Origin of the sequence: Photobacterium sp. GB-210 (genome assembly GCF_003026075.1) — a bacterium.
Classification (GTDB): Bacteria; Pseudomonadota; Gammaproteobacteria; order Enterobacterales; family Vibrionaceae; genus Photobacterium.
Map to the genome: position 1 here is coordinate 1 of NZ_PYNU01000008.1, position 18,652 is coordinate 18,652.

General features: G+C 40.5%; 16 protein-coding genes. 9 read left to right on the forward strand and 7 right to left on the reverse strand.

Going from position 1 to position 18,652, the window contains the following annotated elements:
- Nucleotides 1-560: 560 nt before the first annotated feature.
- On the forward strand, nt 561-1,058 hold the full coding sequence (locus C9J38_RS11570) for a putative 4-hydroxy-4-methyl-2-oxoglutarate aldolase (protein WP_107207324.1): 498 nt from the start codon (nt 561-563) through the stop codon (nt 1,056-1,058).
- Between the two features lie 14 nt (nt 1,059-1,072).
- Here the strand turns inward: C9J38_RS11570 and C9J38_RS11575 are convergent, their stop codons facing one another.
- Together C9J38_RS11575 and aceK are read right to left on the reverse strand one after the other, a co-directional pair.
- Nucleotides 1,073-1,540 carry a hypothetical protein gene (locus C9J38_RS11575; RefSeq protein ID WP_107207239.1) on the reverse strand — a complete coding sequence of 156 codons (468 nt, stop codon included), beginning with the start codon at nt 1,538-1,540 and terminating at the stop codon, nt 1,073-1,075.
- Between the two features lie 171 nt (nt 1,541-1,711).
- Entirely contained in the window at nt 1,712-3,430 is a 1,719-nt protein-coding gene (gene aceK, locus C9J38_RS11580; protein ID WP_107207240.1) for a bifunctional isocitrate dehydrogenase kinase/phosphatase, read from the reverse strand.
- Nucleotides 3,431-3,854: 424 nt separating this feature from the next.
- Between aceK and thrA the strand changes: the two genes are divergently transcribed.
- The 3 genes from thrA to thrC are packed head-to-tail and all read left to right on the forward strand — an operon-like array spanning nt 3,855 to nt 8,561.
- Nucleotides 3,855-6,314, forward strand: coding sequence for a bifunctional aspartate kinase/homoserine dehydrogenase I (gene thrA / locus C9J38_RS11585; RefSeq protein WP_107207241.1), 2,460 nt, complete (start codon nt 3,855-3,857; stop codon nt 6,312-6,314).
- Nucleotide 6,315: 1 nt separating this feature from the next.
- Nucleotides 6,316-7,272: a homoserine kinase gene (thrB, locus tag C9J38_RS11590; protein WP_107207242.1), complete on the forward strand. Its 957-nt coding sequence runs from the start codon at nt 6,316-6,318 to the stop codon at nt 7,270-7,272.
- Nucleotides 7,273-7,274: 2 nt separating this feature from the next.
- On the forward strand, nt 7,275-8,561 hold the full coding sequence (thrC, locus tag C9J38_RS11595; RefSeq protein WP_107207243.1) for a threonine synthase: 1,287 nt from the start codon (nt 7,275-7,277) through the stop codon (nt 8,559-8,561).
- Between the two features lie 138 nt (nt 8,562-8,699).
- Here thrC and grcA read toward each other — a convergent pair whose 3' ends face one another.
- Nucleotides 8,700-9,077, reverse strand: a complete 378-nt coding sequence (gene grcA, locus C9J38_RS11600; protein ID WP_107207244.1) for an autonomous glycyl radical cofactor GrcA — start codon at nt 9,075-9,077, stop codon at nt 8,700-8,702.
- A 316-nt stretch (nt 9,078-9,393) separates the two neighbouring features.
- Here grcA and nfo point away from each other — a divergent pair, with 316 nt between their 5' ends.
- Both nfo and ung read left to right on the forward strand, forming a co-directional pair.
- Nucleotides 9,394-10,248, forward strand: a complete 855-nt coding sequence (gene nfo, locus C9J38_RS11605; protein ID WP_199187070.1) for a deoxyribonuclease IV — start codon at nt 9,394-9,396, stop codon at nt 10,246-10,248.
- Nucleotides 10,249-10,340: 92 nt separating this feature from the next.
- On the forward strand, nt 10,341-11,003 hold the full coding sequence (ung, locus tag C9J38_RS11610) for a uracil-DNA glycosylase (protein ID WP_107207245.1): 663 nt from the start codon (nt 10,341-10,343) through the stop codon (nt 11,001-11,003).
- Nucleotides 11,004-11,074: 71 nt separating this feature from the next.
- Here the strand turns inward: ung and C9J38_RS11615 are convergent, their stop codons facing one another.
- Complete coding sequence (locus C9J38_RS11615; protein ID WP_005369686.1) at nt 11,075-11,257, reverse strand: DUF3545 family protein; 183 nt, start codon at nt 11,255-11,257, stop codon at nt 11,075-11,077.
- A 444-nt stretch (nt 11,258-11,701) separates the two neighbouring features.
- Between C9J38_RS11615 and C9J38_RS11620 the strand changes: the two genes are divergently transcribed.
- Both C9J38_RS11620 and yaaA read left to right on the forward strand, forming a co-directional pair.
- Entirely contained in the window at nt 11,702-13,129 is a 1,428-nt protein-coding gene (locus C9J38_RS11620; protein ID WP_107207246.1) for a sodium:alanine symporter family protein, read from the forward strand.
- Nucleotides 13,130-13,232: 103 nt separating this feature from the next.
- Entirely contained in the window at nt 13,233-14,006 is a 774-nt protein-coding gene (gene yaaA / locus C9J38_RS11625) for a peroxide stress protein YaaA (RefSeq protein ID WP_107207247.1), read from the forward strand.
- An 81-nt stretch (nt 14,007-14,087) separates the two neighbouring features.
- Here yaaA and srmB read toward each other — a convergent pair whose 3' ends face one another.
- Nucleotides 14,088-15,338, reverse strand: coding sequence for an ATP-dependent RNA helicase SrmB (gene srmB, locus C9J38_RS11630; RefSeq protein ID WP_107207248.1), 1,251 nt, complete (start codon nt 15,336-15,338; stop codon nt 14,088-14,090).
- A 193-nt stretch (nt 15,339-15,531) separates the two neighbouring features.
- The gene (locus C9J38_RS11635) at nt 15,532-16,254 is read right to left on the reverse strand and encodes a tRNA1(Val) (adenine(37)-N6)-methyltransferase (protein ID WP_107207249.1); all 723 of its coding nucleotides are present in this window, start codon (nt 16,252-16,254) and stop codon (nt 15,532-15,534) included.
- Between the two features lie 397 nt (nt 16,255-16,651).
- Between C9J38_RS11635 and brnQ the strand changes: the two genes are divergently transcribed.
- Nucleotides 16,652-17,965 (forward strand): branched-chain amino acid transport system II carrier protein, encoded by a 1,314-nt coding sequence (gene brnQ, locus C9J38_RS11640; RefSeq protein WP_107207250.1) that lies wholly within the window; start codon nt 16,652-16,654, stop codon nt 17,963-17,965.
- Nucleotides 17,966-18,039: 74 nt separating this feature from the next.
- On the opposite strand, the gene fldB is transcribed toward brnQ, so the two are convergent.
- Nucleotides 18,040-18,561, reverse strand: coding sequence for a flavodoxin FldB (gene fldB, locus C9J38_RS11645; RefSeq protein ID WP_107207251.1), 522 nt, complete (start codon nt 18,559-18,561; stop codon nt 18,040-18,042).
- Nucleotides 18,562-18,652 lie beyond the last annotated feature (91 nt).

Below are 18,652 nucleotides of genomic sequence, written 5' to 3' on the forward strand. Positions count from 1 at the left end.
CTTAATATACTTATTAGTATATAGTTGACGGTTCTTATGCTTGCAAGTTTGAATAACCACCAAATCAAACCCGATACATTTCAGATAATATGGCAGTAAATAGTATGTGTAATGGAATGGAACTAATGTTGATTTATATCAAACAGAATGAGCAAAGATAGATTATTCACTCTTAGTTTTAACAATATCGTCGAAGCTATAGTGGGTTGATTACTTCCAAGTTAAATATTCATGAAAAACATACCGATTGTGTGTTTTTCAGGCTATAACTTACATTAACTACAACATGTTATTTACGTTATGTTTTTAATTGTAACATTGACGTCGTTATGTTGCATGTTTTATATGTGATGAATCTAAACCTGATTCTATATTAGATTGACGCTAAAAGTTGTTAATACGTCTTCTACATAGCTATTTTGTTTATAACGTTACCTTGTTTCAAGTCGTGTTGATTTCTGCGTTTAACCATTAAGGGGTAGGTAACATTGTTAATTTACTTTTTGATGTTAGACAAGATGAGTATTGATGACGTTAACTGATACTAAGAAGAGTGAATGATGAAAGATTTACTACCGGATTTATGCGATCACTATGAACAAGATATCCATTTTTTGCCAATAGGATGTCATGATTATGGTGGGAAAAACATTTTTTACGGCCAATGTGTCACGCTCCGATGTTTTGAAGATAATAGCTTAGTACGTGACATATTATCTCAAGACGGCACTGGTAAAGTGTTATTTATTGACGGTCATGGTAGTTGTCGACGAGCGTTACTTGGTGATCAATTAGCATTGTTGGCGATTAAGAATCATTGGCAAGGGATCATTGTTAATGGTGCGGTTCGTGATATAGCAACATTAGCGACATTAAATTTAGGTGTAAAAGCATTAGGGGGATGTCCGATTAAGACAGTGAAGCGTCAAATGGGAGAGCTCAATGTGACATTAAATCTCAGTGAAAACCTAGTTTACCCTGGTGATTATATTTATGCCGATTTAAATGGAATTATCTTGTCTAAGCACGCGTTGGATTTATCTGTCTTAAGTGACTAATAGCTAACTTTTACTTAGAAGCTAAATCCTAATCCAAACTCAATGACTTGTTCGAGTTCTTCATAATCAACAGTCGCTCTAAGGTTTAGTTGATCTGATACATCATATTGACTACTGACCTCTATCCCTAACTTTATATTCTCTTTAGTCGTTGCCGTATTTATTTCACTTTGTAGGCTGACTTTGGGCGTGAGATTATATTTAACACCTGATGCAATACCTCTAGACCCTCGCTGGGTTACTGTACCTGATGTTAATTGGGTACTTAAATAAAGTTGAGTATTTTTGGTAATGGTATAAGCGTATCCGCTGTCAATTTGCCAAACATCAAATGCTTGTTGATGACGTGATTGTGACGAGAGAAACCACCCTGATGATTGTTCTTTATTGCGATTATAAGTGGGTTCGAAGTCATCGAATTCAGAGGCAAATACAGGCTGAATCCCTAATAATACAATCATCCCTAATAATAATCTCGTCATACCATTATCTCTAATTATTATTTTATGTTACTAACTTTAGGGTATTGGTAGATAAAATGCATTTCAGATTTAAGAAATAGACACCCTGTTTTACATTATATGAGCCAGTGCGCTTATTTTATGTAACTAGTGTTTTAATTATTACAATGTGATGATGTTTTTTGTTGATTGTTAATGCTGATGAAATCGATATTCAGATGGATAAGGGAACACATCGGGATAATTTTCCTCCGTAATATTCTGTTGTAGCTTTTGCCAATAGCTCGCTTCAAACAAATCACTATGTAGCTCGTCAAATAATGCGCGTACTTTGGGGTTTATTAATAAAAAGGTACGAAACTCTTCAGGAAAGACATCATTGATTCCTACGCTATACCAAGGCTCTGCCGCCAGTTCATCTTCTGGGTATCGAGGTGGTGGAATTTTACGAAAATTCATCTCTGTCATGTAGGTGATTTCGTCATAATCGTAAAACACTACACGCTTATGTCGAGTCACACCAAAGTTTTTAAATAGCATATCACCTGGAAAAATGTTGGCTGCGGCTAACTGCTTTATAGCGTTGCCGTATTCATTAATAGCAAAGCGTAGATCACCATCGTCTGCTTTTTCTATATAGAGGTTAAACGGCACCATGCGTCGCTCCATATATAAATGTTCAATCATAATCGTATCATCAGTTAGCGTAATGATAGAGGGAGCGATAGACTGTAGCTCTTGGATTAATGCTTCGCTAAAACGCTCTCGAGGAAAACAGAAATTACGATACTCCTGGGTATCCGCCATTCGACCAACACGATCATGTCCTTTTACTAGCTGATACTTTTCTTTGACAGTGTTGTGGCTTATATCTTTTTGAGGTGCAAATTTGTCTTTAATGATCTTAAAGACAAAATCATAAGATGGCAGAGTAAATACCGACATCACCATGCCTTTTATGCCGGGCGCTACGACAAATTTGTCATCAGTTGTCGCCAAATGGGCTAAGAATTCACGGTAAAGCTCTGTTTTTCCATGTTTTTGGCAGCCAATCGCAGTATAAAGTTCAGCAAGGGTTTTATTGGGAATTAACTGTGAAAGGAAACGAACTAATGCAGCTGGCGCAGGGGCATAAACCATAAAATATGAGCGTGCAAAACCAAAAATAATACTGACATCGTTAGCGTCACAAATACACGCATCAAGATAAATTTCATGACTACTATCGTTTAAAATCGGAACGACAAAGGGACAGAAATCGCCATTAGAGAATGTGAGTTTTCCGATTAAATAGGCGGCTTTATTTCGATAAAAAGGCTCACGAATAAGCTCAAGCGTTGTATCTTGATCGAACTTATTACCCAGATCCCGTTGTAAGTGTTTAAGTAATAGTTGGATATCTCTCGATTTATCTTGCCAAGTTAACGTAAAGGGCGTGTCATCAAGTATTCTTTCAAACATCGCACTCAGTGTTGTTTTAACACGATAGTGGCGCGTTAGTGATGTTGGGTAAGGGGGAACACGATCTTCTTGTGAAGTATGAACAAACAATTTATCGCGATTAATATTTCGATGTTTGAATATACGGCAATATACTGAATTGAAGAAGCTCTCAGCAATATCGTAACGAGGATAGTCTAAGAGTAAATCTTGGTAGGCCATTTTCACAGCCATTAAAAAATCATGATTGGCGTATCGTTCACCTAGCATAATTTGAATTTGGTTTGTGACTAATTCAACATGATGATCATAAAAGCTGATGCGCTTCTTTAAAGCATTATGTACAAGCCCCCAATGCTGTTTTTCAAAACGTTCTTGTGCTTCAGCTGTTACATCGAGAAAGCGACCGTACATGGCATCAAAGCCTTGTAAGATGGTATGGGCAATTAATGATTCCATGGCAGCGCTCATTTGGTACTCCTCCCGATGCAATATATTCACGCCTAACTATGCAACGTAGTCCGCATGACTGCAAATAGAATAGCCATTTTTGTTAATTAAAGTGACTGATAATTGATTAATTTCGCCATCTATTGTGTTGTGCAATTGTAAAGATATTATTGACTCTAATGTATGATTGCTGTAAACGTAAGCTATTAGCAAAAAAGAATTTGTAGACCAATGAAGAATGTATTCAGCTCTCACGCCATTACACGCATTATTATTACCATTAACATCTTCGGTGTTGGTGCGGGCTGATATACGCAAGGATTAACAATAAGCCCGCAACTCATATTGAGCTGCGGGTTTTTTTTTAACGATTTTAAATTCACATATTTGAGTATATCTAGATGCGATAACTAGATAGATCAGGATAGTCACTCGGGAGTAGGGAATGCGAGTATTTAAATTTGGCGGTTCATCATTAGCCGATGCAGAGCGATTTTTAAGAGCAGCAGATATTATTGCGAGTAATGCTCAGCAAGGTGACGTTTCTGTTGTGCTATCAGCACCAGGGAAGGTAACAAATAAATTAGTTTCAGTGATTGATAACACCGTGAAAACGGGTGAATCATCGCTACAGTTGGCCGATCTCGAACAGGTATTTACTGAATTGTTTAGTGGCTTAAAAGCCTTAGAGCCTCAGTTTGATAAAGCCGCTTTAGATGCAAAACTGGCGAGCTCTCTAGGACAACTAAAAGAGTATGTTCATGGTATTAAACTATTAGGTTTATGTCCTGATAATGTGTATGCGACGATCATCAGTAAAGGTGAACGTCTTTCTATTGCAGCGATGAAAGCTTTACTTGAAGCGAAAGGTCAGCCTGCAAGCCTTATCGATCCGGTTAAATATCTCTATGCTGAAGGTGATTACCTTGAGGCGCATGTCGATATTGAAATTTCAACGCAGAATTTCCGTCGTGATCCATTACCTGCCGGGCATGTTTGTATTATGCCTGGCTTTACCGCAGGTAACAGCAAAGGTGAGCTAGTAACACTGGGTCGTAATGGTTCTGATTATTCTGCTGCAGTGCTTGCTGCATGTCTACGTGCGGATTGTTGTGAAATTTGGACAGATGTTGATGGTGTCTATAGCTGTGATCCTCGTTTAGTCCCTGATGCACGCCTACTGAAATCTTTAAGTTATCAAGAAGCGATGGAATTATCTTATTTCGGTGCTTCTGTTCTTCACCCTAAAACTATCGCCCCTATCGCCCAATTTCAAATTCCATGCTTGATTAAAAATAGCTTTAGCCCACAAGCGCCAGGGACACTAATTGGTCAAGATACTGGTGAAGATCAATTAGCCATAAAAGGGATCACAACTCTAAAAGATCTTACGATGGTGAACGTGTCTGGCCCAGGTATGAAAGGGATGGTCGGTATGGCTGCCCGCGTATTTGGTGCGATGTCATCTGCTGGCGTATCGATTGTATTGATCACTCAATCATCATCTGAATACAGTATTAGTTTCTGTATTGAAACGGCAGATCATGTTCAAGCTGAAAAAGCGTTAAACGAAAGTTTTGAACTGGAATTAAAAGAAGGTCTGCTTGAGCCTGTTGAATTTTCAGATAACGTATCGATCGTAACTTTAGTTGGCGATGGTATGCGTACATCTCACGGCGTAGCATCGCGTTTCTTTACTTCTTTAGCGGAAGTGGATGTCAATATTGTTGCGATTGCGCAAGGATCATCTGAGCGTGCTATTTCAGCGGTTATTCCACAAAATAAAGTCCCAGAAGCTGTTAAAGCGTGTCATGAGAATTTGTTTAATAGCCAGCATTTCCTAGATGTTTTTGTGATTGGTGTTGGCGGTGTTGGTGGTGAGTTGATCGATCAGATCCAGCGTCAACAAAGTAAACTTGCCGATGACGGTATCGTGATTCGCGTCTGCGGAATGGCGAACAGCAAAGGGTTACTCCTGAGCCGTGATGGCTTTGACCTAGATAACTGGCGTGATCAAATGGGAGCGGTGAATGAGCCACTCAATCTTGCTCGTATGATCCAGCTAGTTCAGCGTAATCACATTATCAACCCTGTGATCATTGATTGTACGTCAGATCAAACCATTGCTGAGCAATATACTGATTACCTTGCTGCTGGCTTCCATGTTATTACACCGAATAAGAAAGCAAACACGGCTAGCATGGCTTATTACCAACAATTACGCCAAGCGGCACGTTTAAGCCGTCGTAAGTTTATGTATGACACTACGGTGGGTGCAGGTTTACCTGTTATTGAAAACTTGCAGAACCTATTAGCCGCAGGTGATGAACTACAGCGCTTCTCTGGCATTTTATCTGGCTCAATGTCATATATCTTCGGTAAATTGGATGAAGGCATGAGCTTTAGCGAAGCAACAACCGTTGCGCGTAATAATGGCTTTACTGAGCCCGATCCTCGTGATGATTTATCAGGTATGGATGTGGCACGTAAGCTGTTGATCCTTGCTCGTGAGTCTGGTTTGGAGCTAGAGCTTTCAGACGTGGATGTTGAACAAGCACTACCACCAGGTTTTGATGCTTCTGGCTCTGTAGATGATTTCATGGCGCGTTTATCACAAGCGGATGCATATTTTACTCAATTAGCTCAAGAAGCGGCAAAAGAGGACAAAGTACTGCGTTATGTTGGTGAAATCGATAACGGCCATTGCTCGGTGAAAATTGTTGCGGTGAACCCTGATGATCCAATGTTTAAAATTAAAGATGGTGAGAATGCCTTAGCTTTCTACAGCCGTTACTACCAACCGATCCCACTGGTATTACGTGGTTACGGTGCGGGTACGGAAGTAACTGCAGCGGGTGTCTTTGCCGATTTAATGCGTACATTAGGCTGGAAGCGAGGAGTATAAGATGAGTGTTGTTGTTTATGCTCCGGCATCGATTGGTAATGTGAGTGTTGGTTTTGATGTTTTAGGCGCGGCAGTATCGCCAATTGATGGCACCTTATTGGGCGATCGAGTAAAAGTGGCTGCGGGTCAAACACCTTTTAGTTTGCAATGCGTTGGTGCCTTTGTTGATAAACTGCCGCAGCAGGCAGAAGAGAATATTGTCTATCGTTGCTGGCAAGTATTTGCACGAGAGCTGGATAAAAAAGGGGTCACGTTACTCCCAGTTGATGTGACATTAGAAAAAAACATGCCGATTGGATCTGGCTTAGGTTCAAGTGCTTGTTCGATTGTTGCCGCATTAGATGCACTTAACCGTTTCCATGATCAACCGCTTAATGAAACAGAGCTATTAGCGCTCATGGGGGAAATGGAAGGCGAGATTTCAGGGAGTCTTCACTATGATAACGTCGCACCGTGTTTTCTTGGTGGATTGCAGTTCATGGTGGAAGAGCTTGGGATCATAAGCCAGAAGGTCCCTTGTTTTGATGATTGGTATTGGGTGATGGCTTACCCTGGGATTAAAGTTCCAACGGCTGAAGCGCGTGCAATTTTACCGGCACAATATCGTCGCCAAGATGTGATCACTCATGGTCGTCATTTAGGTGGTTTTATTCATGCCTGTCACTCAAACCAACCGCTGTTAGCTGCGAAGATGATCAAAGATGTCGTGGCTGAACCTTACCGTGAAAAGCTGTTACCTGGCTTTGCGCAAGCACGTCAGCATGCGTTAGATGCAGGGGCGATTGCGAGTGGTATTTCAGGCTCTGGACCAACCATGTTTAGTGTTTGCACCGATTTAGAGGTCGCTAAACGACTTGCACGTTGGCTCGAAGAACATTATGTTCAAAATGATGAAGGATTTGTTCATGTTTGTCGATTAGACAGCTTGGGCGCAAAAGTAACAGGAAGTGAGCTATAACAATGAAATTGTATAATCTAAAAGAACATCAAGAGCAGGTTTCATTTGGTCAGGCTGTACGTCAAGGATTAGGACGTAACCAAGGTCTATTCTTTCCATCAGAACTCCCTCAATTTAGCGATATTGATGCATTGCTAGAGATGGATTTTGTCACACGTAGTAGCAAGATCCTTTCCGCGTTTATCGGTGATGAGCTAAGTGAAGAAACTGTTAGCCAAATGGTTGATAGTGCATTTCAGTTCCCAGCACCTATCAATAAAGTAAAAGACGGCGTGTATGCGCTAGAGTTGTTCCATGGCCCAACATTAGCATTCAAAGATTTTGGTGGTCGTTTTATGGCGCAATCACTCGCAGCAGTAACGGCTGATAGTGAAAGTGATATCACGATTTTAACCGCGACATCAGGCGATACAGGTGCCGCTGTTGCGCATGCTTTTTATGGCATGGATAACATCAAGGTTGTGATTTTGTATCCGAAGGGCAAGATTAGCCCATTACAAGAAAAGATGTTCTGTACTTTAGGTAAGAACATTACAACAGTTGCGGTAAATGGCACATTTGATGATTGCCAAGCATTAGTGAAACAAGCATTTGATGACGCTGAGTTGCGCAAAGAAGTGGGTTTAAACTCTGCTAATTCCATCAATATTAGCCGATTAATGGCGCAGATCTGTTACTACTTTGAAGCTGTTGCTCAACTGCCTAAAGCGGAACGTGAGCAATTAGTTATTTCAGTACCAAGTGGTAATTTTGGTAATTTAACGGCAGGCTTATTAGCTAAATCGTTAGGTTTACCTGTTAAACGCTTTATTGCGGCAACGAATGAAAATGACACTGTTCCACGTTATTTACAAACGGGTGAGTGGTCTCCAAAAGTCACTGTTCCAACTATTTCAAATGCGATGGATGTTAGCCAACCGAATAACTGGCCACGTATTGAAGAGCTTTGTCAGCTAAAAGGTTGGGGATTAAATGAATTAGGTTATGGTGCTGTTACGGATGAGCAAACAGCTGAAACCTTAAAGCAAATGAATGAAGAAGGCTATTTATGTGAGCCTCATGGCGCGATTGCTTATCGTATTCTTAACGAGCAATTAAATGATGGCGAAACAGGTTTGTTCCTCTGTACTGCGCATCCAGCGAAATTTAAAGAAGTGGTGGATGAGATCTTAGATAAAGATATTCCATTACCTGCACCTTTAGCGAAGCATAATGCGATGGAATTATTATCTTTAGAACGTGATAATGATTTTGAAGCCGTGAAGGCGGTATTACGTTCAGTACAGTAATAACGAATAGTATTTAGCGCTAAAAAGGAGCCGAGGCTCCTTTTTTTATTACTCTGTTATTACAGATAATAAAAAACGGCACATTGATCGTGCCGTTTTTTTATTGTTACGTACTTAATAAGGCAAGCTAGCAGGAAATTATAGGCTGCTAGTGAAAGTACGTGCGATAACGTCTTGTTGCTGCTCACGAGTTAGTGAGTTGAAACGTACAGCGTAACCAGAAACACGGATTGTTAGCTGTGGGTATTTTTCTGGGTGCTTAGCAGCATCTTCTAATGTTTCACGCTTAAGAACGTTTACGTTTAGGTGCTGACCGCCTTCGATTTTTGCTGGTGCTTCGATAGCTAGCTCACGGTATTCGATGTCACCTAGATCTGATTGAGCAATAACTTGGTCAGCTTCAAAACCAGATAGTGCACATACACAACGAGCTTCGTTTGTTTCGCTGTCTAGGATCCAAATAGTGTTTAGTAGATCGTCGTTTGCAGCTTTAGTAATTTGAATACCAGTAATCATAACTTATCTCCGAGAAAGTGGTGTTAATTTAATCTTTTTGCTGAGTCTTTAATGCTATAACTCAGCACGGCTACTTGTGTATTGATCTAGATCAAATTACAACAAAAAACCTTAAATAAAGTAGGGCTGTTTTATTGAGCTAAGTCAATCTAACGCCATTTTAAGGGTTAATCAACAACAAATTTTAAGCGATAAAAAATAGTTTAGTTCAATAATGTTGTATTTTTACAACATTATTGAAGTGTGATTGTAATTATAATGTTTGTTAAATGTTTCTCTTTGGCTTGAAATGCCAAATGACATGAATAAGGTGAAAATTGTTATGAAACTGATTGGTGCTCATGTTTCTGCTGCTGGTGGTGTATTTAATGCGCCAGTAAATGCTGACAAAATTGGTGCGAATGCTTTTGCCCTGTTTACTAAAAACCAGCGTCAGTGGGTGGCTAAGCCGTTAGAGGCCGATGTGATAGCGGCATTTAAAGCGCGTTGTTCTCAATTAGAATTTAATGCCAATGCTATTTTGCCACATGACTCTTATTTGATTAATTTAGGTGCACCAGAGGCTGAAAAGTTGGAAAAATCGCGTGCTGCTTTTATTGATGAAATGTCGCGTTGTAAACAGCTTGGATTGCACCTTTTGAACTTCCATCCGGGGAGTCATTTAAAAAAAATTTCTGAAAAAGAGTGTTTAAAATTGATTGCTGAGTCCATAAATCTTGCGCATAAAGAAGTCAGTGATGTGGTTGCAGTGATCGAAAATACCGCGGGACAAGGTTCAAATTTAGGTTGGCGGTTTGAACATTTGGCAGAAATTATTGATCAAGTTGAAGATAAAACACGGGTAGGTGTCTGTATTGATACCTGTCATACCTTTGCGGCGGGATATGATTTACGCACTGAAACTGCAACTGATCGAACTTTTGCTGAATTTGATGACGTTGTTGGAATGCAATATCTCCGAGGTATGCACTTAAATGATTCCAAAGGTGATTTAGGGAGTCATTTAGATCGCCACCATAGTCTAGGTGAAGGAGCGATCGGTTGGGATTGTTTTCGTTATATCATGCAAGATGATCGTTTTAATCATATGCCTCTTATTTTAGAAACGATTAATCCTGATATTTGGCATCAAGAGATTGCGACATTGCGAGATTTTGCCGCTCAAAAATAAGTGGCTTTAAATGAAGGCGTCGATTATTTATCTCGCTTGTGATCTGATTTTGATATTCTTACTGAGTAAATTCTATTGATGAGGAAGTATTTATGACCGCTAGCTGGTCTACATTTATCGAGCAACAACGAGCACAAGCGTATTTTTCTGGGATTGAACAGGCGGTTGACGCTGCTCGTGCATCAGGAAAAGTGGTATTTCCTCCTCAACAAGATATCTTTAATGCATTCACCTCTACGCCATTAGAGAACACCAAGGTCGTGATTTTAGGACAAGATCCTTACCATGGGCCAAAGCAAGCTCATGGATTAAGTTTCTCTGTACTTCCAGGAGTTAAAACGCCACCGTCATTGGCGAATATGTATAAAGAATTAGCCACTGACATTGAAGGCTTTGTAGTACCTGAACATGGTTATTTACAGCCGTGGGCAGAGCAAGGTGTTTTATTGCTTAATACCGTCCTAACAGTAGAGCAAGGGAGCGCGCATTCTCACGCTAAGATTGGTTGGGAAACATTTACCGATCGTGCGATTGAGTACATTAATGATAATACAGAGGGAGTGATCTTTTTACTGTGGGGCGCCCATGCTCAGAAAAAAGGTAAAAAGATAGATACCGAGCGTCATCATGTTTTACATTCAGCGCATCCTTCACCGTTATCTGCATACCGGGGGTTCTTTGGTTGTCAGCATTTTTCTAAAACCAATCAGTTACTCGCTGAAATGGGGAAATCAGTGATTAATTGGCAGCTATAAGTGAATTTATTTCTAAAAACAAAACGCCAGCAAAATGCTGGCGTTTTATTTTTTTAGTCTGGAACTGTCTGTTAAAAGTCGAATTCATCGGCATTGTAACTACCGCACATATCCATATCTTGAAGTTCACGACGAAGTCGTTGACGATCTTTTAAGGCTTCGATTTCACGCCATTTACGTTTTTCAGGTTTTGCTCGAGAGCGACGAGAGACGGTTTCTGTGGTGAACATATCATCAAATGCAAAGCTATCCATAAAGCACCTCTTCCTATGATCTAGCTAAATATAAGCTACAAGGTCATTAATTATCACACTATGGGGTAGAGTAAAATTGAACTGTTTCTCATTTGTTGCTTAAAGATGAAATTTTTATGTGCTAAAAGTCAAATATATCCTTTTTATGACCGAAAATGTAAGAAAACAACTCGCGATTAGGCTTTATTTATGTTTGGATTTAGTGGGAAGTTTTTAGATATTTACTTAAAAAATATACCCTTAGTGTATTTCATGTGATAATGAATGAAATTTTTTTGATATATCCCCTCATAATAGACTTACAAAAATAAGAGAGGGAATATCCATGTGTAATCACTCTGTTTGGTTACTAAATTGTAATGATTTAGTTTGCGCTGCTTGGGTGGATACCACATCCATTGCCATTATTTATTCGATACGTACGGTGTTGTAGAAGGAACCCACTTGTCTAGCCAAATTACCTTTTTAAATGACTTACTCTGGGGCTCGGTATTAATTTATTTACTGATAGGAGTCGGTATTTACTTTACCTACCGTTTGAGCTTTATCCAGTTCCGTCATTTTGGACATATGTTTAAGGTGATGAAAAACAGTCGCAAATCAGACAGTGCCGGAATTTCTTCCTTCCAAGCATTATGTACGAGCTTAGCAGCTAGAGTCGGCACAGGTAATATGGCGGGAGTCGCCGTGGCCTTAACTTTGGGTGGCCCCGGCGCGATCTTTTGGATGTGGCTGATTGCTATGCTTGGTATGGCGACTGCTTTTGCAGAAAGTGCATTAGCTCAGCTTTATAAAACCCGCGATAATGATGGTAATTATCGTGGTGGTCCTGCGTATTATATGGAAAAAGGATTAGGCATGCGCTGGATGGGCGTTATGTTCTCGGTCTTTTTGATCATTGCTTTTGGCTTAGTGTTTAACTCGGTTCAAGCTAACTCGATAAGTCAGGCGGCTCATGTCGCTTTTGGCTGGTCACCGATATATGTTGGTATTGGGCTTGTGATCATGACTGGAGTGATCATCTTTGGTGGTTTGCGTACGATTGCAAGAACCGCGGAAATTTTAGTTCCTGCAATGGCATTATGTTATCTGGTGCTTGCCCTTTATATTATGGCGATCAACATAGAAAAACTGCCTGATATTATCATGATGATTTTTCGCAGTGCTTTCGGTCTAGAAGAAGCGGCATCGGGAGCACTGGGGTATACCATTGCGCAAGGAATGATTAATGGATTAAAGCGTGGCTTATTTTCAAATGAAGCCGGCATGGGATCGGCACCGAATGCGGCAGCCTCTGCAACACCTTATCCGCCCCATCCTGCCTCGCAGGGATATGTGCAAATGCTGGGGGTATTTATGGATACAATGGTGATCTGTTCATCCACTGTCGCGATTATTTTGATGTCTGGCGAATATGTTCCCCATAGTGAAGTGACAGGGATTGAGTTAACTCAGCGTGCCTTGAGCTCGCAAGTCGGCGATTGGGGCTCTGTGTTTATTGCCGTTGCAATTTTCTTCTTTGCGTTTACATCGCTCGTTGCTAATTATTCCTATGCTGAAACCAACCTTATTTTTCTTGAGCATAACCATAAAATTGGCTTGAATATTTTTCGTGTTGTGGTGCTCTTTATGGTGATGTTTGGGGCGTTAGCTGATCTGCCAACGGTATGGGCAATGGCCGATGTCTCAATGGGAATGATGGCACTGATTAACTTAGTCGCGATTGTTTTACTGTCAGGCACTGTGGTGAAGTTGGCTACTGATTACAATAAACAGTTATCGCTGGGTAAGGTGCCGACGTTTGATAGTAATGATTACCCAGAGCTTCATGCCCAGTTAGAAGAAGGCATTTGGGATAAGAGTAAATCATAGTGAACGCCTATTACTGAAATAACCAAAGCCACTTAGTTTCTAAGTGGCTTTTTTGTTGTTTAGTGATAATCTTTTCAAGTCAGACTTTAAAGGAAAAAGCCTTATGTTAATTGTGGTCTCCCCCGCTAAAACCCTTGATTATGAATCGCCATTGGTAACATCAACCTATACTTTGCCAGAGCTAACGGATCACTCTGCTGAACTGATTGATGTATGTCGTGAGTTAACGCCAATGGATATTGCGAGCTTAATGAAAGTGAGCGATAAAATTGCAGGTTTGAATGCAGCTCGTTTTGCTGAGTGGCAGCCACAATTTACGCAAGACAATGCTCGTCAGGCAATATTGGCTTTTAAAGGTGATGTTTATACTGGTCTTGCGGCTGAAACCATGACGGAACAACAGTTTGCTTATGCTCAACAGCATTTACGTATGCTTTCGGGTTTATATGGTTTATTGCGTCCATTAGATTTGATGCAACCTTACCGCTTAGAGATGGGGACGAAATTAGCGAACCCTCGCGGTACTAATCTGTATCAATTTTGGGGTGATATCATTACCGATAAATTGAACCAAGCATTAGTAGAGCAGGGCGATGATATTCTGATCAACCTTGCATCTAACGAATATTTTAAATCGGTGAAACCGAAGAAGTTGAATGCTCAACTTATCACACCTGTTTTTAAAGATTGTAAGAACGGTAATTATAAAGTGATCAGCTTTTACGCCAAAAAAGCCCGTGGCATGATGGCGCGTTACATTCTTGATAATCAAATCACATCGATTGAAGCTTTAAAAGAATTTGATACCGCGGGTTATTATTTTGTTGAAGCAGAATCAACAGCGAAAGAATTCGTATTTAAGCGTGAAGAACAATAGTAATAAATAATTGTTTTTAAATGAAAAAGGCCAACTCGTGAAAGTTGGCCTTGTTGTTTTATCTATGTGGTAAAAGAGAAATTACGATTTAGCTTGGCCTTTTTTTGCCGCTTGTTTGATTTTCTTTTTCGCTTTCGCTTCTTTTACTTTTTTACTCACTTTTTTCTTTTTCTTGGCAGTGCTTGCTTTTTTGGTCTGTGGACGTAGGCCATGAATAAAGCGTTCTGGCACTTCTTCTTTCATGTAGCGGCTGATACGTTCGATCATGCTTTGATCATGTGCTTCAACCAAGGAGATTGCCGTTCCTTTCTTACCCGCTCGTGCAGTACGACCAATACGGTGTACATAAACTTCAGCTGTACGAGGTAGATCAAAGTTGATCACATGGCTAACATCAGGTAAATCAATACCACGTGCAGCAACGTCTGTCGCAATTAATACGTTCACAACACCATCACGAAAACGAGTGATCATGTTTGTACGTGCAGCCTGTGCCATTTCACCTTGGATCCAGTTACAAGGGATGCCCATGGCTTCTAGTTGACCACGAAGTACAGCTAGGCGCTCACGTGTTTTGACAAAGATGATCGTGCGTTCAGCTTGCTCTTTAATGATGTTTTCTAACAGAGCAAGCTTGTGATCCATATTGTCACAACGAAGGTACATTTGGTGGATCTTTTTACGTTCGCGGCGAGAAGGATCTGCATTTACTTCAACAGGCTCATTCAAAATTGTTTCTGAAAACTCACGTACACCTTTACCTTCTAAGGTAGCGGAGAACAATAAGCTTTGACGACGCCAGCGACACTCATGGTTAAGACGCTCAACAATTTTACCAAAGCCCATGTCTAACATGCGATCGGCTTCATCAAGGATCAAACACTCGATAGCACGACAGTCAAATTTCTCAGCTTCAATGTACTCCATAAGACGACCTGGTGTTGCTACCACGATATCCTGAGTTTTACCCAGCATTTCGGCATGTTCGTCATATGAGATACCACCTGTGATGGTAAATACTTTTAGTGTTGTATATTTTGCTAATGCTCTTGCTTGATCGGCAACTTGAATGGCAAGTTCACGCGTTGGCGTTAAGATCAGAATACGTGCAGGTCCCGGTCTTTTGCGTGGGAAATCTTGCAAGTGTTGGATCATCGGTAGAAGAAAGGCTGCTGTTTTTCCGGTCCCTGTTGGCGCAGAAGCCATTACATCTTTACCGTCAAGGGCATGAGGGATAGCCTGCGCTTGAACCACTGTTGGGCGGCTATAGCCGATTTCTTCAATCGCTCGTAACAGCTCGCTATCTAACTCTAATTCGGAAAAGTCTCTCACCAGTTATCTCTCCCAAGACAAATGCTATGTGTCATTATCGTATGCCAATTACAAAGAATAACAACAAGGGTATTAATATTTAAGGGGCGGCATTATAGCCACTCTTGGCGTAAGTGACACCGATTAAAACATAAAAACTTTAATCATTGATGATTATTACAACGTTTACAGGGGCTATAAATGTCGTATTCGGTTACATTTTCAGATAGAAATCTTTCGTTAATGCTTTGAATTCAATTGAATAATCACCATTATTATGAATGCAAAGGTGAGATGAATAACAGGTTTGTTTCTTTTTACTTAATTGTAGAAGTAATCGAATCGGTGCTTTTTTCTCGGTACTTTGGACATCGCAACGTTCAATACAATGTAAATGATATTCAGCAGCGGCTTCAATTAAGCGCTGTCCTTCGTAACTTGGCAAGATAATACTGGCGATCCCTTCTTCTGTAAGAAGCCATTGAAGCGTTTTAAGTAGCTGTTGATGGCTAAATGTATCGGTATGTCGAGCAGTAGCACGGTGTGATTGCTCTGCTTGCTGACCAAAATTGAAATAAGGGGGGTTACACACAATCGCATTAATACTATTAGGGGGCTGTGTATGTCGCCATTCAGTGACATCTTGTTCAATACACTGTAAGCGTAGATGCCAAGGTGAATTTGTGAAATTTTGGCGTGCTACCGCTGCGGCTTGTGGATCGATTTCGATAGCTTCGATAGTAATAGGTAAAGCTAACGTGCTTGTCCGCTGTGCAGCCATGAGTGCTAATAAACCACTGCCTGTACCAATATCCACCACTCTACCTTGTCGAGGCATAGCTGCCCATGCTCCTAGCAATACACCATCGGTGCTGATAGGCATTCCGCAGCCTAAATCATTGACGTGAAATTGTTTAAAGCTAAAGCCGCGTGACATGGCTATTTTCCCTTTTCTTGTGTTTTGAGCTAAGTAGTTTGAGCTAAATATGGAATAAACGATTAACCGTAATGGTTATAACACTAATCATCACAACGGCTTGGTTAGTGCGCTTTTATTGTTTTGACATAGTTAACTACTATGTTTGCTTTTTGTTTATATTTTAATCTTTTGTATTTAGTTGGTTTTATATTCTATTTTTATTGTCTTTATTGGTTGTATATTTTGGTTTTAATGCTTTGTTTATGTATTATGTGGTGTTTATTTCTACACTATTGCCAAGAATGCTGTTTTTATCCATTATGTTTTCGTTGGTTATATATGTTTAATTTTGTAATCAACGTGGATAATTATAAAAACACAACACGTAACCCATAAGAAGAGTGGAAGGTGCAGTTTGAAAAAGACACTCAAAGTAACAGACATTATAGCGTTAGGTTTTATGACTTTCGCTTTCTTTCTTGGTGCTGGGAATATTATTTTTCCACCATTAGCAGGTCAACTTGCCGGTGAAAATATGCTTTCGGCCATGTTTGGCTTTTTAGTTACAGCCGTTGGTCTACCTTTAATTGGCATTATTGCCGTTGCAATGGCAGGTGGTGGCTGGCAGGGGTTAACCCGTGATTTACCCTCAAAAATAGCAACGTTAATGGCGGTGCTGATTTTTATTATTATTGGTCCTGCTTTTGCTGCGCCGCGAACAGGTTTAGTCGCTTATGAAATGGCAGTAAAACCATTTATGGCGGCAGATGCTGGTCAAGCAAGCTTAACGACTTTTTCTGTGATCTTTTTTGCAGTCGCCCTCTTTTTTGCTTGGTCTCGTGGCCAGCTGATCGACATGATTGGTAAGTTCTTAACACCTGCACTGTTTATCGTATTGGCTATACTGGCTATTGCAGTATTTGTAAATCCACAAGGTTCGATTGTTGCAGCGCAAGGTGAGTATGTAACACAGGCGTTTACGAAAGGTTTCCTTGAAGGCTATAACACCATGGATACTTTCGCGGCCTTGATGTTTGGTATGCTGATTGTGGATGTGATCCGCAGTAAAGGTGTTAGTGATGAAAAAACAACCTGTACCTACCTGATCTACGCCGGTCTTATTGCAGCAGCAGGCTTAGCCTTTGTATATATCTCATTATTTTACTTAGGCGCGACCAGTACAGCGATTGCACCTAATGCGGCTAATGGTGGCGTTATCTTAACTGGCTATGTGATGGCGTTATTTGGTGCGCCGGGTCAGGTGATCCTATCTGCAATTGTATTACTTGCCTGTTTAACGACAGCGATCGGTTTGATCAGTGCATGTGCAGATTACTTCAGCTCTTTAACGTCACTGTCTTACAAAAAGTGGGCGGTGATTTTGGCGGTAATTTGTGCGGTGGTAGCCAATGTGGGTTTGAACCAGTTGATTGCGTTATCTGTACCTGTGTTATTTGCTTTGTATCCAGTCGCGATTGCACTGGTCGCATTAACCTTAGTACGTAAATGGTTACCGAATCCACGTTTAGCATACCGTGTTGTGTTGTTGGTTTCTTTTATCTTTAGCATGATTGATGTGGCGAAATACTTGAAGTTTGATGTATCAATGTTCAGTGATTTACCACTATTTAATTATGGTATGGCTTGGGTATTACCGACTTTGATTGCGCTTGCGATCACGCGCTTTGTCGGTGGCAAAGCGATGGGGCCACAAGATAAGTTAGCGTAAATTCACTGTTGAGATAGACATAGAAAAGGGATGCCATGTGCATCCCTTTTTGTTGATATATGCAATGTGATTGCTCACAAGGTTTCGGCGTACTCAAGCATAATTTGCTCACACCACTGGGTGATACGTTGATCGGAATGTTCGTATTGTGAGTCTTCATCCAGCGCAAGACCGACAAAGAATTGTTTATCGTCAGTAAGGGCTTTTGATGCTTCAAATTGGTAGCTATCATCATTGGGCCAGTAGCCAATAAATTGAACGCCTGCTTCTAATAGCTTGTCATGCAGCATTCCCATCGCATCAAGAAACCACTCGGTGTAACCTTCTTGATCGCCTAAGCCAAACAATGCAATGGTTTTATTGGTTAAACGTAATCCATCAAGCTGCTGCCACACGGCTTCCCAATCTTCTTGCAGTTCACCAAAGTCCCAGGTTGAAATACCTAAAATAAGCATATCAAACTGGTTCATCTCATTGATGTCTGCTTCTTTAATATTACGCAGTTCAATCAGCTCGGGACCAATACAATCACGGATCTTTTCTGCTGCCATTTCGGTATAGCAGGTGGTTGAGCCATAAAACAAACCGATTTTCATGCTGAGTATCCTAGTATTTTTATTTATTGTTTGAGTGTACCTGTAATGACCTTACAAGCTCAATAAAGTGAATAAAAGCATCCGATATTTT